The 15,213-nt window shown below is 59.5% G+C and carries 12 protein-coding genes and 2 pseudogenes; 4 read left to right on the forward strand and 10 right to left on the reverse strand.

The features are described from left to right. Positions 1–166: 166 nt before the first annotated feature. On the forward strand, positions 167–1,222 hold the full coding sequence (locus tag QO002_RS24735; RefSeq protein ID WP_307234850.1) for an AraC family transcriptional regulator: 1,056 nt from the start codon (positions 167–169) through the stop codon (positions 1,220–1,222). Positions 1,223–2,190: 968 nt separating this feature from the next. Further along, positions 2,191–3,315: an IS5 family transposase gene (locus QO002_RS24740; protein WP_307231576.1), complete on the forward strand. Its 1,125-nt coding sequence runs from the start codon at positions 2,191–2,193 to the stop codon at positions 3,313–3,315. 423 nt (positions 3,316–3,738) lie between these two features. On the opposite strand, the pseudogene QO002_RS24745 reads toward QO002_RS24740, so the two are convergent. From QO002_RS24745 to QO002_RS24755, 3 genes and pseudogenes are all read right to left on the reverse strand, one after another. After that, a pseudogene (locus QO002_RS24745) lies at positions 3,739–4,428 on the reverse strand (DUF599 domain-containing protein); the annotation flags it as partial. A 372-nt stretch (positions 4,429–4,800) separates the two neighbouring features. Further along, positions 4,801–5,790, reverse strand: coding sequence for a potassium channel beta subunit family protein (locus QO002_RS24750; RefSeq protein ID WP_307234853.1), 990 nt, complete (start codon positions 5,788–5,790; stop codon positions 4,801–4,803). Positions 5,791–5,947: 157 nt separating this feature from the next. Continuing rightward, positions 5,948–7,111, reverse strand: coding sequence for an MFS transporter (locus QO002_RS24755; protein ID WP_307234855.1), 1,164 nt, complete (start codon positions 7,109–7,111; stop codon positions 5,948–5,950). 125 nt (positions 7,112–7,236) lie between these two features. On the opposite strand from QO002_RS24755, the gene QO002_RS24760 reads away from it, so the two are divergent. Continuing rightward, on the forward strand, positions 7,237–8,013 hold the full coding sequence (locus QO002_RS24760) for an AraC family transcriptional regulator (RefSeq protein ID WP_307234857.1): 777 nt from the start codon (positions 7,237–7,239) through the stop codon (positions 8,011–8,013). 210 nt (positions 8,014–8,223) lie between these two features. On the opposite strand, the pseudogene QO002_RS31150 reads toward QO002_RS24760, so the two are convergent. From QO002_RS31150 to QO002_RS24770, 3 genes and pseudogenes are all read right to left on the reverse strand, one after another. After that, a pseudogene (locus tag QO002_RS31150) lies at positions 8,224–8,340 on the reverse strand (IS30 family transposase); the annotation flags it as partial. 33 nt (positions 8,341–8,373) lie between these two features. After that, complete coding sequence (locus tag QO002_RS24765) at positions 8,374–9,096, reverse strand: aspartate/glutamate racemase family protein (protein WP_307234859.1); 723 nt, start codon at positions 9,094–9,096, stop codon at positions 8,374–8,376. A gap of 22 nt (positions 9,097–9,118) precedes the next feature. Beyond that, complete coding sequence (locus QO002_RS24770) at positions 9,119–9,748, reverse strand: flavin reductase family protein (RefSeq protein WP_307234861.1); 630 nt, start codon at positions 9,746–9,748, stop codon at positions 9,119–9,121. A 131-nt stretch (positions 9,749–9,879) separates the two neighbouring features. Between QO002_RS24770 and QO002_RS24775 the strand changes: the two genes are divergently transcribed. Beyond that, the gene (locus QO002_RS24775) at positions 9,880–10,557 is read left to right on the forward strand and encodes a GntR family transcriptional regulator (protein ID WP_307234863.1); all 678 of its coding nucleotides are present in this window, start codon (positions 9,880–9,882) and stop codon (positions 10,555–10,557) included. A gap of 9 nt (positions 10,558–10,566) precedes the next feature. Here QO002_RS24775 and QO002_RS24780 read toward each other — a convergent pair whose 3' ends face one another. The 4 genes from QO002_RS24780 to QO002_RS24795 are packed head-to-tail and all read right to left on the reverse strand — an operon-like array spanning position 10,567 to position 15,209. After that, positions 10,567–11,550, reverse strand: coding sequence for an ABC transporter ATP-binding protein (locus QO002_RS24780; protein ID WP_307234866.1), 984 nt, complete (start codon positions 11,548–11,550; stop codon positions 10,567–10,569). Then, positions 11,547–12,530: an ABC transporter ATP-binding protein gene (locus tag QO002_RS24785; protein ID WP_307234868.1), complete on the reverse strand. Its 984-nt coding sequence runs from the start codon at positions 12,528–12,530 to the stop codon at positions 11,547–11,549. Before QO002_RS24785 ends, QO002_RS24780 begins: the two co-directional genes overlap by 4 nt. Beyond that, on the reverse strand, positions 12,523–14,016 hold the full coding sequence (locus QO002_RS24790) for an amidohydrolase family protein (protein ID WP_307234870.1): 1,494 nt from the start codon (positions 14,014–14,016) through the stop codon (positions 12,523–12,525). Before QO002_RS24790 ends, QO002_RS24785 begins: the two co-directional genes overlap by 8 nt. Further along, the gene (locus tag QO002_RS24795) at positions 14,016–15,209 is read right to left on the reverse strand and encodes an amidohydrolase family protein (RefSeq protein ID WP_307234872.1); all 1,194 of its coding nucleotides are present in this window, start codon (positions 15,207–15,209) and stop codon (positions 14,016–14,018) included. The genes QO002_RS24790 and QO002_RS24795 overlap by 1 nt, the downstream gene beginning before the upstream one ends. Between the last annotated feature and the right edge of the window lie 4 nt (positions 15,210–15,213).

A 15,213-nucleotide genomic window follows, 5' to 3' on the forward strand; every position in this document is an offset into this window, starting at 1 on the left:
TTTGTCAAGACGCTAATTTGGCAGCCGACGCAGGGCCTTGCCCCAATCACATCAGCAAGCCTCAGGTAACAAACAGAGCGCGCGCAGATATCCGTCTTCGCCGTTGACTTGCGCAAAGCCGACAAGCGGATCATAGTTTGGCTGTGAGATTGGCGGTAGGCAGGCGGTGGTTGCGCATCACGACGATCCAATCATTCGAGGGCTGACGACCGTTCCTACCGGAATGGGCCTGGCTGTGCGTCTCGCCGTGGTGCATTTGGAACGGTTGGGGATAGATCCCGCACCGATACTGGCGCAGGTTGGCTTATCCGAGGCTCATGTCGCCAACCGCAAACGCGTTAGCAATATCGCGCAGATCGAGTTTCTGGGACGGGTTTCGCACGCTACAAAGGACAGTTGGATCGGCCTTACCCTGGCGCGTGACTTTGACCTTCGGCAAATTGGGATGCTGTATTATGTGGTCGCCTCGTCTCATTGCCTGGGCGATGCACTACGGCGTCTTGAACGGTATTCCAATGTTGCGAACGAAGCACTTGCTATTAGGGTCGAAAAAGAGCCGGTCTGCCGTATTGGATTGACGTACACGGGCGTTTCCCGCCATCTGGACCTGCACCAGATGGAGTGCCTGGCGGTCGTGTTACTGCGCCTTTGCCGACAGGTTGTCGGCGGGAAGCTTGTGCCGCTTCGAGCGAGTTTTATTCACCACCGTTCGGGTGATTTGCGAACTATAGAGCGATTGCTCGGTTGTGACATCCAGTTCGATGCTTATGCCGACGAGATGCAATTTGACGGAGCGATCCTCGACCTTCCACTCGTTGAAGATGACCCGTTCCTCAATGAGCTGATGGTGAGGATGTGCGAGGACGCGATCTCGGTCCGCGTCTCAAATGCAAGTCCTTTCCGCACCTTGGTTGAGAACACTATTGCCCCCCTCCTTCCTCATGCCGAGGCAAGAGCCAAGACTGTCGCTCATCGTCTCGGTTTGAGCGAGCGTACCTTCGCGCGCCGATTGGCGAAGGAGGATTTGAGTTTCGGCGAAATTCTTGATGAGATGCGGCGCGATCTGGCGGTTCGCTATCTAGAAGAGAAAAGCCTGCAAACCTCGCAAATAGCGTGGCTCTTAGGATTTCAGCAGCCAAGCGCTTTCAGCCACGCATGCCGACGGTGGACCGGACAGAGTCCTTCGGAGATTCGGCGCCCATCCAACCTTACGAACGCCTAACGCACGCAACAAGGGGTGGATTGAAAAAGCGCACCAACACGACACGTCAGGAACACACTTTTGCCGCTAGTCGACCGAGCCTGTCGGAAGCGCAAACCGCCAAGGTTGTACCCTGGGGACTACGGTTGCCAACTTGCATGCCCTGTTGTCGCGATAACCGGCACTGCGGACCAGCCCCCCCGCCAGATTTGGTCGCAGTGCCGTGCTTCGAAGCCCAAAAAATGGGTCCATCTTGGCGTGATCGTCATACTGGTTTGACCAGCAAATATCTTGCTGCATCCTGACAAAGACTTGCGTAAAGCGGCCAGGAGATGTCCGGACGTGAGATTGGCGGCAGGGAGAAGCCGGTTACTCGCCGCAATAGCATTGTTCAACACAACCCGACCAACCGCGCGGCATCCATCGTGCTCGGGTTAGAGAATCCAGCGCGCGAAGCTTGCCGCCGGTGAGCGAAACAAGACGACGGTAGCAATGGCTGCTGGCAGCAAATGTTTGGCTTCCCAAAGCAAGTTCTCGGGGTTCATGGAAGCGACGCCCAACACCACATGATAGCCGATGGCCAATAAAGGCGAGTGATGGTCGTCCGTCGCGGTCGCGCCACTCTTACGGGGTGAACGCGATACAACTGCGCCAAGGCAAGGGTCATAACATAGGAGCCTGAGACACATCATGCGTGAAGACACCAGACTACCCACAACCAACGTCCCCCTCCTCAAGCTGGGCGCCTGCCAGTGCCGCTTCCCAGTTCGTGAAGATAAGTCAGTGCCCGGCGGCTACTTTTTTTGTGCCGGCGCGACTTCGCCGGACCGCGTCTATTGCGACCACCACCACGGCATCGTTACCGCCGTTGAGCAGCGTCGAAGCCGTTCAGGTTTCAATCTCGCTCTAACAGGATGCGGAAAAAGGCGCTTGCTGCGAGCGGACTGCCGTGATTCCATGCCCGAGTGATTGGCCGGCAGGAGCAGGACATGCGGGGCAGTGATATCCAGACGGCGGGTCTGTTTTCTTATGTGAGCTGCGAAGCACGCGTTCCGGCAAGCCATCCGCTGCGGGCAATCCGCGTGATTGTCGACGAGGCACTGGAAGTTCTGTCGCCTGATTTCGAGGCGATGTATTCAGCGATCGGCCGCCCGTCGATCCCGCCGGAGAAGCTTCTGCGCGCCCTGTTGTTGCAGGCTTTCTACACGATCCGCTCGGAGCGCCAGCTCATGGAGCAGATGGACTACAATCTGTTGTTCCGATGGTTCGTCGGCTTGTCGATGGACGCGCCGATCTGGGACGTCACCGTGTTCACCAAGAACCGTGAGCGGCTCCTGGCTGGCGACATCGCCGCCAAGTTCCTGGCCGCATTGCTGAGCCAGCCGCGAGTTAAGGCTCTCTTGTCAGACGAGCACTTCTCGGTGGACGGCACCTTGATCGAAGCCTGGGCCAGCATGAAGAGCTTCAAGCCCAAGGACGAGACTGATGGTGACGGTGATGACAACAACGGCTCCGGCGCTGACGCGAACAAGCCCGCAAAGGCTACGGCACGCAACCCTGAGCGGGATTTCCACGGCGAGAAGCGCAGCAACGCAACTCACGCGTCGACCACCGACCCGGATGCCAGGCTTTACAAGAAGGCCCGTGGGCAGGCGGCCAAGCTTTGCCACATGGGCCACGTCACCCTGGAAAACCGCAACGGGCTGGTTGTCGACGCCACGCTGACCCATGCGACAGGAACCGCAGAGCGCGAGGCTGCACTGGATATGGTGGGCCGCATGGATGGTCGTCATCGCATCACATTGGCTGCAGACAAAGCCTACGATACGGCAGACTTCGTTGCCGCCTTGCGGGATATCAAGGTGACGCCACACGTTGCTCAGAACACGGCGAACCGACGCTCAGCCATCGATGGTCGTACCACCCATCACCCCGGCTACGCTGTCAGTCAGCGCATCCGAAAACGTATCGAAGAGGTATTCGGCTGGGCCAAGACCAGCGGCGGAATGCGCAAGACCCGCCATCGCGGAAAGGATCGCGTCGGTTGGATGTTCACCCTGACAGCGACGGCTTATAATCTGGTGAGGCTGCCAAAGCTGCTGACGACGGCATAATCGCGCCCGCAATCCGCCGAGACAGGGCGGATGACGACAAAAGGACCGAAAAGGCCGCTGAAAAAGCCTCATCCCCGCTCGTCTTCGAACCGTCTAGCGAGGATCGGTAGAAAAATTAGCGCTATTTCCGCAACCTGCTAAGACGTGCCGCATGATTTAGCTGGCGGATGCCGACACTGTATCAAAGCTATGGGCGGTGTGCCCTTCGCGCACCGCAGGAGCGGCAGAACTACCCGCTTGTCGCGACCAATGAAGCTATTTGATGCTGATGGAGCGTGGAATGACTTCTTATCTGGCCCGTCAATATCACTGATTTTCCTGATCAAAACGCGCCTCTTCGGCTCATTTGCGTTTTCCTTTGTTCAGTTGCAGTTGCTCTCCGGTTTTGGACTTCGATACAACGGATGCAGGCGGGACATCGTTGTCCAACAGCTTGCGAATTGCCATCACGCCCTTTGCGGTGTCGGACCAGCTCTGCCTCCAAACGAGGAGTCCGACGGCGCACAGAGTGGCGACGATGAAGGCGACAGGGCCGAGGAACCAGAGAGCTGCGGCAACGGTGAAATAATAGGACCGGACACCGACGCTGAAGGATCGCAGGGCCGGATTGACGACGAGGGTCAATGCCTCCGTCCAGGCTTCGATGTCGCGTTGTTCTTCTCTGGAGGGGCTCGCTCCGATGGCGGCAAGGCTGTAGTTGATCTGCCGGACAGCCCAGATGAAATCCGACAGTCCGCGCATCAAAGTCGCCATCACGAGCACAACCTTGCACTGAAATAGCCAGATCGGCCCCGCTGCCGCAAACTTTGCAATGATCCCGGCTTCAACACCGTGAGTGGGTTCGGTGAACAGCGCGCTGCTCATGCCGACGATGACGATCAGGTTGGCGGAGCCGAAGAACGAGGCCGAGTTAATGGTATGGCCGAGGATGGCGGCGTCGCCTATGAAATTGTTGTCGCGCGTCAGGACTTCACGCATCCAGGCCTTGCGAACGCGTGCCATGTCCAGGAGCAGACTGTTCGTCCTGCGCGGCCAGCCTATCGCCATCATTGGCTCGATGCCAATCCAAGCGATCATGAAGAAGACAAACGCAATCCAGTCCAGATATTGCACGTTGGATCCTCCTTTGCCCGGGACGCCAGTAGAGGGGCGGATCGTGGCTGCGTCAACGCAGATATCAGGACGACAATCGATTCAACACTGGAAAGGAAGCCGCGTGTAACGGATCAATTGGCGGCTTAAGGAACGATGAAGGGCGCCCCCCGAAAAGGAACGCCCTCGTAATCCGGACAGCTTCAAAAACACGACATCGATCGCAACGCCAGCAACAACGAGAACGCGCGGATCAAAATCCAGGGCGTCGAATGGCTTCCTCTGCGAACCGGCGGGCGAAAATGGCATCGCGGTTTGTTGGTGAATCTGGACCTCAGTCAGCGAACGTCCAATGCTTTGAGTAAAAGCCCAGATCGTCGCAGACCGACCCACTCAAAACCGTTGCGGCGGCGACGGCTTGTTTCCGATGATCTCATCGATGCGTGCCAGAATTTCTGGTGTCAGTTTGCTTTTGTGATCCAGCGCAGCGAGGTTGTCTTCCAATTGGCTCTTGCGGGAAGCACCGAGAATGACAGTCGATACGTTCCGATTGGAAAGGCACCAGAGCAGTGCAAGATGCGTCATGGAAAGACCGATCTCATCAGCAAGAACCGTCAACTCCCTCACTTTGCCAAGCTGCGCACGGCCAGCCTCGCTGGACCATTTTTCCTTCAGCCATTCGTAACCCGGAAGATTCAGGCGGCTGTCGTTTGGCGTGTCCTTGTTGTACTTCCCGGTCAGGATGCCCGAGGCCAGTGGCGACCAGATCGTGGTGCCCAAGCCCATCAGATCGTAAAGCGGAAGATAGTCGGCCTCGACCTTTTGACGCTCGAAGACGTTGTATTGCGGCTGTTCCATTGTCGGCGGTGTTATGCGCAGGTCACGGGCCACGGCATAGGCTTCGGTCAATTGCTGGGCCGACCACTCCGAGGTCCCCCAATACAAAACCTTCCCCTGGGTTACGAGGTCGTGCATGGCACGAACTGTCTCCTCGATCGGAGTATCGATGTCCGGCCGGTGGCAGAAATACAGATCGAGATACTCCACCTGAAGACGTTTCAACGCGGCATGCGCCGCGTCGGTTACGTGCTTGCGTGAAAGCCCTCGCTGCGTGGGCTTCTCTCCGCCCCAGAACACCTTGCTGGAAACAACGAAACTATCGCGGCTCCATCCGAGGGTCTTGAGTGCCTGTCCCATCACGATTTCGGAATTCCCGCTCTCGTAGCCCTCGGCATTGTCGAAAAAATTGATGCCGTTGTCATATGCGTGCGCCATCAAGCTTACGGCGTCGCTGCCGTCGACCTGCTTACCGAAAGTTACCCAGGAACCGAACGAAAATTCGCTGACCTTGAGGCCTGATTTTCCAAGACGACGATATTCCACGACTGTTCCTCCCATGCGATGACAGCTCGACAAATCATTATCGGAATAACGTCAAAGCGGCAAATCTTTGGTCCAAATTCCATCCTGCTAGCTGGCCGATCTGGCTTACCGTTTCTCCGTCTACAGATGATCGTGCCGGGAAATCGAATGACTGTAGTCAATGCCCATTGTCGCGCCCGAAGACGGTCACGAAACCCAATGCTGCGGCAGCAAGCGAGAAGGCGGCGGTGAAGCCGAACATGTGTGGCCAAGAGAAGCCGGCCGTGATGCCTGCGAGCACCGAGCCCAACGCGCCGACGCCATCCATGAGCACAAACGCTAGACCCAGTGTTGTTCCTTCGCGGTCGTCGGTGTGATCAACAGCCGCCGCGAGCATCGCTGCGCGGATCGCATCCATCCCGGCGACGGCAACGGTCATCGCGGCGATCATGATCCAGAAAGAGGGCTGGAAAATAAGCACTGCGCTGGCCAGCCCTGCCGCAAGATTGCCCAATATCAGGATCGGTCGGCGGCCGACGATATCAGATATCTTGCCGACCCACGGTTGGGCCAGTGCACCGACCGTCAGCAAGCCAGAGAACGTAATGCCGACGACGGCGGGACCGAAACCGTGCCTTTCCGCGAAATACAGCGGGATCATGCTGAGAAGCGCCATCAGCGCGATGTTATACAGGCTGATCATCACAACTATGCGCAGGCCATTTCCCTTGCTCCATGTATTCAGGAGGTCGAGCATGTCTTGCTTGCTCACCGTCCTCTTCTCGACACGGGGGACAGCAAGCACCACCCAGAAGAAGCAAATGCCTAGTAGCACAGTTGGAAGAACCGAGATAACCAGCGCTCCGCGCCAGTCGACATAGGAAAGGAGGAAACCGACAGAAAGCGGCGCCAGCACTTCGGCGAGCGAACCGCCCATGGCGTGAATGCCCAACGCGTAAGCGCGCTGTTCTCTGCTTTTATGCGTAAGCACGCCCGCCGCGATCGGGTGCCAGGCGGCATTGCCCATCCCGGCCACGGCAAGCAGCAGCGCAAGGCCCCAATATCCTGGTGCAAAAGCGGCCAGACCACAACCGACCGTAACCCACCAGAACGTAGCGACCAGCAACCGTCCCCGGTTGGAGGCATGATCAGCGAGGATACCGGCTGGCAAGTATGCGAGCGCCCCGCCGACGTTGAAGATTGTAAAGAGCAGCCCAACGTCCGTTGGCGTCAACCCCATGGCAATGCCAGCCGTTGGCGCGATCAGCCACAACGAGGAAATCGGCCAATCATTGGCGAGATGGCCCAAGGCGAACCATGCATGGAAAGTGCGATTGTTCATGGTGACAGCCAGTCCCATTCCAAACAGGCGGACTTCACGTCCAAGTGCCTGGTAACTGATAACGGAACTTGCTATGTCTGTCTGTCGATGCAAAGATAAACTATATCGAAAAATCGTCACACGTTATGACCATCCAAACGCACACGCCGCCACACGTCCACGAAAACGCGAATAGACCACGCTATCTGGGCGAGACAGTCAGGGCGGTATCTGGAGAAAGTTTCGACTGGCATACCCATGACTTCGGGCAGCTTATATCCTCAACGACCGGCTCAATGTATGTCGGCACTTCGAACAGGGTGCTTTTGCTAAGCCCAGCAATGGCAATCTGGATTCCGCCAGACGCTCAGCACTGGATGCGAACCGGTTCGAACAACGAGATGTTATACGTCGATGTCAACCGGGCCGAGTCGAGAACGCTCGGCTCTGAATGCCGTATTATGACCATGACGCCGCTGCTGAGCGCCTTAATTTCCGCGACACTGCCCCAGAACGCACATGACCGCATAAACCATCACAACGAGGCGCTTCACAATCTCCTGCGCCATGAACTCATTGCTGCCAAGGATGTCCCCCTCTCAATTGTGATACCTCAGGATAGAAGAATTAGCGGGGTTGCCATGGCGGCACTCGAAAATCCCGGGGCGATCGTTTCAGTCGAGACCTGGCTTATCGAAGTTGCCGCTAGCCGCAAGACAATCGAACGCTTGTTTATCACCGAAACAGGCATGCCGCCGTCCCGATGGTTGCGACATGCCCGCATTCTTCATGCCATTTCCCAGATTGCCGCCGGCGAGAAAATCAGCTCCGTCGCCATGAATATGGGTTATGAGTCCACAAGTGCATTTAGCTATATGTTTCGCCGTTTACTCGGGGTTAGTCCAAGCGATTTCTGCACCTGAGCCTCCACAGAGGCGCTACTTCGAGGATTAGTGACGTCAGAACTGCACGCTGGACGCAAGCACCCCATTGCGTCATACCGATGCAGGTCAGCCACGACCAAAATTTGTCAAACAGACTTTGGACGAAAGAGCCCTTTGCTCCCATTGCAAAGGTACATTTTCTTTTTTTCAGTTTCTGGTTCCAGATTATATGTAACGCTGGTCGGAAAACTATATGATTTGGCGCTTCACAGCCAATAGATGTTGAGTAAAGATCTCCTTCGGCGTCCGAAATCCCAGACACTTTTGCGGCGTGGTATTGAGCCTCTCACACAAAGAATCGATGTCTATGATTGACTATATTGGTGGTCGCATGGCTGCTCAGGCGCAGGCTGTGACTTTGGTTTCTTTTACGCGCGGATAGTCATAGGCGTTGACCTTCGAGGTCGTGTAGCCCGCGCCCACCAGCGCTTCCGCCAGCTTGATAGCCGCCGTCACACCGTCGATGACGGGAACTCCGGTTGCCGCACGCAGCCGATCGCAAAGAGCGGACATGCCGGCGCAGCCGAGGATGATGGCTTCGGCGCGGTCTTCCTTCTTCGCTGCCTCAATCTCGCGGATCAGCAGCAATTCTGCCCCGGCCGGATCTTCCTCAAGTCCAAGAACGGGAAGATTAATGGCGCGGACATTGCGGCAATGGCGCTCAGCACCGTAGCCGCTCACCAGATCTTCAATGATCGGGATAGAGCGTGGCAGCGTGGTGATGATCGAGAAGCGGCGGCTGATCGTCATGGCAACCTGCACGGCCGCCTGGCAGATGCCTATCACCGGTCCCCGCGCCACTTCGCGCGCGGCATGCAGGCCGGGATCATCGAAGCAAGCGACCACATAAGCATCGACCCCCAGTCGCTCGCCCTTGCGGATTTCATCGAGCATGCCCGGAACCGCCGCAGCTTCATCGGCGCCGCCTTCGATGCTGACGGGCGTGTTGAGCGGATTGACGGCCGAGACGTCCGTGTCCTTCTGCTTGACGCGCAAGGCGCTATCCAGCGCCTGCGCGGTCATGGATGCCGTGGAATTCGGATTGATCAGACGGATATGCATGGTATCGAACCTTTCAAAGCCTTCAGTCGCGCTGCGGCTTGATGAAATCGGCAATCGGCGGAGCCTTCAGGACGAACTGGCGGTCCGAGGTGATGTAGTTGTCGGCGTGCAACCGGGCGATCGGCTGGTAGTTTTCCGGATCGACATAACGCCCCTCCGCGTCCAGGCATTCCCGGCGGACGTGCATGTGCACGACCTCGCCGAGAACGAGGGTGCGGCGCGGATAATCAATGAGGCGCTCGACACGGCACTCGAAGACGCAGGGCGATTCGGCCGCATAGCTTGCATCGATCTGGCTGCAGGTGGTTGCCGTGAGGCCAGCCATGGATAGCTCGTCGACCTCGTTGTCGAAGCCGAGACCGCAGACAAGCATCTGCTGCGAGAGCGCCATGTCCACCATGTTGATGGCAAACTCCTGGGTGCGGCGGATATTCATCATCGTATCCTTTTCCTCGCCACTCAGGCGCGGCTGGATGCCAAGCACCACGATCGCCGGATCGTGGGAGAAAACATTGAAGAAGCTCATCGGCGCCGCGTTGCTGTGGCCGGCCTCGGAGCGCGTCGTCACGAGCGCGATTGGCCGCGGCCCGATGAAATTCGTCAGCAGACGGTAGCGGCTGAGCGGCTCAAGCTCGGTAAAGTCGAATTCCATGGCGCGATCCTGAGTTAATAATCTACAATATGATTTCATATTGTTGACAATTCTGCAATCAAAATCCTGCTGTTGCAGTTGACTTTTTCCGCTGTTTCCCGCTTGTCTACCCCCAATGGGGAGTGAAATTGATGACTGAGCAAACCGGTCCTTCTATACAACAGATTGTCGAGAAAGTCTGGCTGTCTATCGCCGAGCGCAGGCTCCGTCCCGGCGTTCAGCTGAAGGAGGAGCAGATGGCCGCGATTTTCAACGTCAGCCGCGCTCGCATCCGGCAGGCACTGGCCGTTCTTGAACGCGACGGGCTCGTCACCATCATCCCCAATCGTGGCGCCTTCGTCTCCAAGCCCTCGGTCGAGGAAGCCCGTGATGTCTTCTTCGTGCGCCGTACGGTTGAGCGTCGTGTCGTCGAGCGCCTGTGCAAATCGGTCTCAAAGGCCGATCTCAAGCGCCTGCGCGACCATGTCGCCAAGGAGCGGATTGCCAACGCCCAGGATGTCACCACCGACATCATCAAGCTTTCCGGCGGCTTCCACCTGCTGCTTTCCGAAACCGCAGGCTCCGACTTCCTGTTTACGACCATGCGGGACCTGATCTCCCGATCGTCCCTCATCACGGCCGTCTACCGCAACACCAACCGTTTCAATTGCGGGCCGGACGAGCATGCCGAGATCGTCGAGGCGATCGCCAACAACGAGGCCGACAAGGCCACCCGTCTGATGGCCCATCACCTCGAACATGTGGAATCCGAACTCGACCTCAGCGAGATCCGCGACCTTTCCCACGACCTGCGCGCAGCGCTTGCCTGAAGCACTGCCTCAGGCACTTGTGGTATCGCCGGTCGCAAGATGGCAGGCGACGCGTGTGCCGTTTGCAAGCATGCGAACTGCCGGCACCTCCGCCGAACACCGTGCCGTAGCAATCGGGCAGCGCGGATGGAAGGTACAGCCGGACGGAGGTTTAAGCGGGCTCGGCACCTCGCCGCTCGCCAGTTCCCGGTCACGACGCGGCTCGGCGATATTGGGAATGGTCTGCAGCAGAAGCTGCGTATAGGGATGGCGCGGACGAGCGAAAAGCTCCTCGGTGTCACCTTCTTCCACAATGCGGCCGAGATACATGACGGCAATGCGATCCGACATGTGACGCACCACGCTCATGTCGTGACTGATGAAAAGATAGGTGAGACCCAGTTCATCCTGCAGCCGGCGCATGAGGTTCAGAACCTGCGCCTGCACCGAGACGTCGAGCGCCGACGTCGGCTCGTCGCAGACGAGGAACTCCGGCTCGCTCGCCAACGCCCGGGCGATCGAAATACGCTGACGCTGGCCGCCGGAAAACTCATGCGGGAATTTTTCACCATCAGAAGCGGACAGTCCGACGGTGAGCAGAAGCTCCTCGACCCGTTCGATGACCTCGGCCGGCGTCTCGCGCAGCTTCAGTTCGCGCAAGGGTTCGGCGATGATGTTCTTCACCCTCCAGCGCGGATTGAGCGAAGCATAGGGATCCTGGAAAATCATCTGGGCCGAAAGCGGCGCGCCGGAGCGGCCGGGCGCGAAGCGGACTTCGCCGCCAGTCGGCCTGTGTAGACCGGTGATCAGCCGCGCCACGGTGGATTTGCCGCAGCCGCTCTCGCCAACGATACTAAGGCAGCCGCCGGCCGGCACCGTGAAGTCGATATCGTTGACCGCCTGCACGAACTGGCGGGGCTTGCGCTCGATGAGACGATTGAGCCAGGGCGCCGAGACGTCGAAGATCTTGACCAAGCCGTTGACGGTCAGGGCCGGCGTTTTCTGAGCGGTCATACTGTTCCTCCCGCGTTGAGCCAGCAGGCGCTAGCGCCTTCGCCGACGGCTATCAGTTCGGGCCGTTCGCTGAGACAGCGCGGGCCGGCGGAGCGGCAGCGCGGATTGAAGGCGCAACCGCTCGGGATGGCGTCGAGGCGCGGCATAGAGCCGTCGATCTGGTTGAGCCTTTCGACCCGTGCGCCAAGCGACGGGATCGAGGCCATCAGCCCCTGCGTATAGGGATGGCGCGGCGAATGCAGCACCTGCTCCACCGGGCCGATCTCGATGAGGCGGCCGGCATAGAGCACGGCAACGCGGTCGGCAGCTTCTGCAATGACGCCCATGTCATGGGTCACCAGCATGACGGCAGTCTGTTTCTCCTTGCAGAGCCGGCGCAGCAGGGAAATGATCTGGGCCTGGATCGACACGTCGAGCGCCGTGGTGGGCTCGTCGGCGATGATCAGCTTCGGAGACGCCGAAAGCGCAAGCGCGATTACCACGCGCTGCCGCATGCCGCCCGAAAACTGGTGCGGATAATGATTGACCCGCTCTTCCGGCGAGGGAATGCCAACATCGCGCAGCAACTGCACGGCACGCGCCCGCGCCTCCGCCTTGCCGAGCGGCAGATGCTGGCGGATTGTTTCGGTAAGTTGCGCCCCGACCGTAAACAGCGGGTTGAGCGAGGTCAGCGGGTCCTGGAAGATCGCCCCGATCTCCCGGCCCCGGATCTGCTCCATCGCTCGGTCGCCGAGCGTATCGATACGGCGGTTGCCGAGCCAGATTTCGCCATCGGCGATATGACCGGGCCGTTCGAGAAGGCCCTGGATCGCCAGTCCAGTCATCGACTTGCCAGCCCCGGATTCTCCGACGACGCCGAGGATTTCGCCGGCGCGGATCGAAAGGCTGATATCCGACAACGCCGTCACCGTGCCACGGCGCCCCGGAAACTCTACCTTGAGATTGCGGACGTCGATGACCGCCTGTTGTGCTTCACCCATGTGTGTCCACCTCAATCGGATAGCTCGGCGGGAAGATGTCCGAAACCGAGGGATTGGCCCAGCTTCGCTCGGGGTATTTGGCGATCAGCCCGTCAAACTGGGCCTGCGCTTCGACGCGCGCCTTCTCCATGTCGATACCCGCCACCTTGCGCGACAGCATTGAGACGCGGCCATCGACGAAGACGGAGCGGGTAACTTTGCCGGAACCGCCGGTGACCAGCGTCGTGATCGGATCAATGGACGGTGCCATGACCGTATCGTCGAGATCGAAGACGGCGATGTCGGCGCGGGCACCGGGCGAGAGATGGCCGAGATCCGGGCGGCCGAGTGCGCGGGCACCGCCGAGCGTAGCGGCATCGAAGAGATCGGCCGAGCGCAGCTGGTCGGGCGCGCGGTCGGCGATGCGGCCGGTGATCATTCCGGCAAGCAAGTTCATCAGCATGTCGGCCGGCGTCGTATCCGTACCCATGGCGATATTGATGCCGCGCTTGCGGCAGGCGGAGAAGGAATAAAGGATGCTGCCGCCACGGCCCGAAACCAGCGGACAATGCACGATGGAAACGCCGTTTTCGGCATAAAGCGCTAGGTCTTCCTCGGTCGCGTTGGTGGCGTGCGGCGCGATCAGCCGGTCGCTGAGTAGACCCGCCTTCGCCAGCCAGACCGGGGCGGTTGAGCCATAGAGGGCGCGCACGGTATCGACCTCCATGGCGCCTTGCGCCATATGCAGACGGAACTTGCAATCGAGATCGCGGGCGGCGGCGTCCGTGCGCTGGATCAGCGCCAGCGTCGATGTCTCGACCCGGTCGGGCGCCAACATGCCGCGCACGAGATCGCCGTGACGGCCGTTCTGCCGTTCTATATAGGCGATTGCGTCCTTCAGCCCTTGGAAGCCGCGCTCCTCGTCGAACACCGGTACGACACGGCCGGGTTCTTCCACCACCATGCCGCCGGAGCGATAGGCTGGGCTCAGATAGACACGCAAGCCGAGTTCCCCGGCGGCATCTGCCGCCGCGTCGAATTCGGCCACGGTCTCTCCCCATTCGCGGTAGAACAGCGAAGCGATGGGCGCTGCGGTCGTAATGCCGTTCAGGAGAAGCTGACCGAAGGCGAAACGCTTCTGGAAGGCCAGTTCGGCCTCACTGTACATCTCATAGGGGCCAGCCTCGACATAGGAACGCGGCCAGACGCGGCCCTTGGCCCAGCCGGGATGATGGTCAATGCCGAGAATGGTGGTGTCGAGATCTGAAAGCGCGTCAAGATCGATCAGGCCGGGGCTGATCAGGGCATTGCCGAAATCGATACGACGGGCCACCTCGCCGGGAAAACGATGGCCGACGAAGAGGATTTCGCCATTTTCGAAGACCACCTCGCCGTTGCGTAGAAGGCGATGGCTGCCATCCTTGTGGCCGACCACCCAGCTCGCGGTAACGAGCGTGCGGCCTTCGGGCCGACGGCCGAGCGCCAGAGATGCCAAAGCTTCGCTCATCACGGCATCTCCACCACCGCCTTGCCCTGACGGGCGGTGACCCGGCCGCCCTTGAGGACCAGTGTCCGCGGCGCGATATCGACGACGGCGTGGGCGAGCGTCTCGCCGGTCAGCAGCGTGAAATCGGCATTGCAGCCGACATCCAGGCCATAGTTTTCAAGCCGCATGACATCGGCGCCGCCCTGCGAAACGACGTGAAGCACATGGGCAAGCTCGATATCCGAGCGCAGCCCGTTCTTCATGCCGATGATCTTGGCGCGGTCCAGCATGTCCGGCTGGCCCCAGGGACCCCAGGTATCGCGAATGCCATCACAACCACCGCCGACGCGCACTCCGGCTTCCTTCAGCCGCATGATCGAAGGCACGTTGGCAGAAGGTGCACCGGTCGTCAGGATCGCGACGTCGAGGCGGGCGATCTGCTCGATCAGCTTGCCGACCCTCAGACAGTCATTCATGCCGAGCGCGAAAGCGTGGCTGATCGCCACCTTGCCTTCCATGCCGTTGGCGCGGATGCGCTCGAAAATCAGTTCCATGGTGAAGGCGCCGAGATCGGCGGCCTCGTGAAGATGAATATCGATCGCAACGCCGTGCTTGACCGCCAGCGCAAAGAGGATGTCGAGCTGGCCCTTGGGGTCGCGGTCGATGCCGCAGGGATCGATGCCGCCCAAAACTTCGCAGCCCTGGCGCAGCGCTTCGTCCAGAAGCTCTACCGTGCCAGGCATCACCATGACGCCGGATTGCGGGAAGGCGACGATCTCGATGTCGATGATGCCCTTCAGCTTTTCGCGCGTCTCCCAGATGCCCTCGACCAGAGAAAGCCCATGGGTCGGGTCGATATCGACATGGCTGCGGATATGGGTGCCGCCATGGGCGACGAGCCCGATCGCGTGGCGCATGGATTGGCGATGCGGGTCGATGCCGATATCGAGACGGTTTTCACGTTCGAAATCGATCCGCTCGCGCAGGATCGCCGCGCGGTTGTTGACGTGCCAGGGCATGCCCCAGGTCGTCTTGTCGAGATGGGTGTGGGCGTCGATCAGGCCGGGCGCCACGATCGCGCCAGCGCCATCCTCGATGGCCATGCCAGGCGCAGCCTCGAATGTCCCGAAGCCGGCTATCTTCCCGTCCTTGATAAGGATGTCGCAGCTTTCGCCGGCCATCGGCCTGACATTGCGGAGCAAGAGATCGTGCATGGAA

The sequence above is a fragment of the Pararhizobium capsulatum DSM 1112 genome, from assembly GCF_030814475.1.
Classification (GTDB): domain Bacteria; phylum Pseudomonadota; class Alphaproteobacteria; order Rhizobiales; family Rhizobiaceae; genus Pararhizobium; species Pararhizobium capsulatum.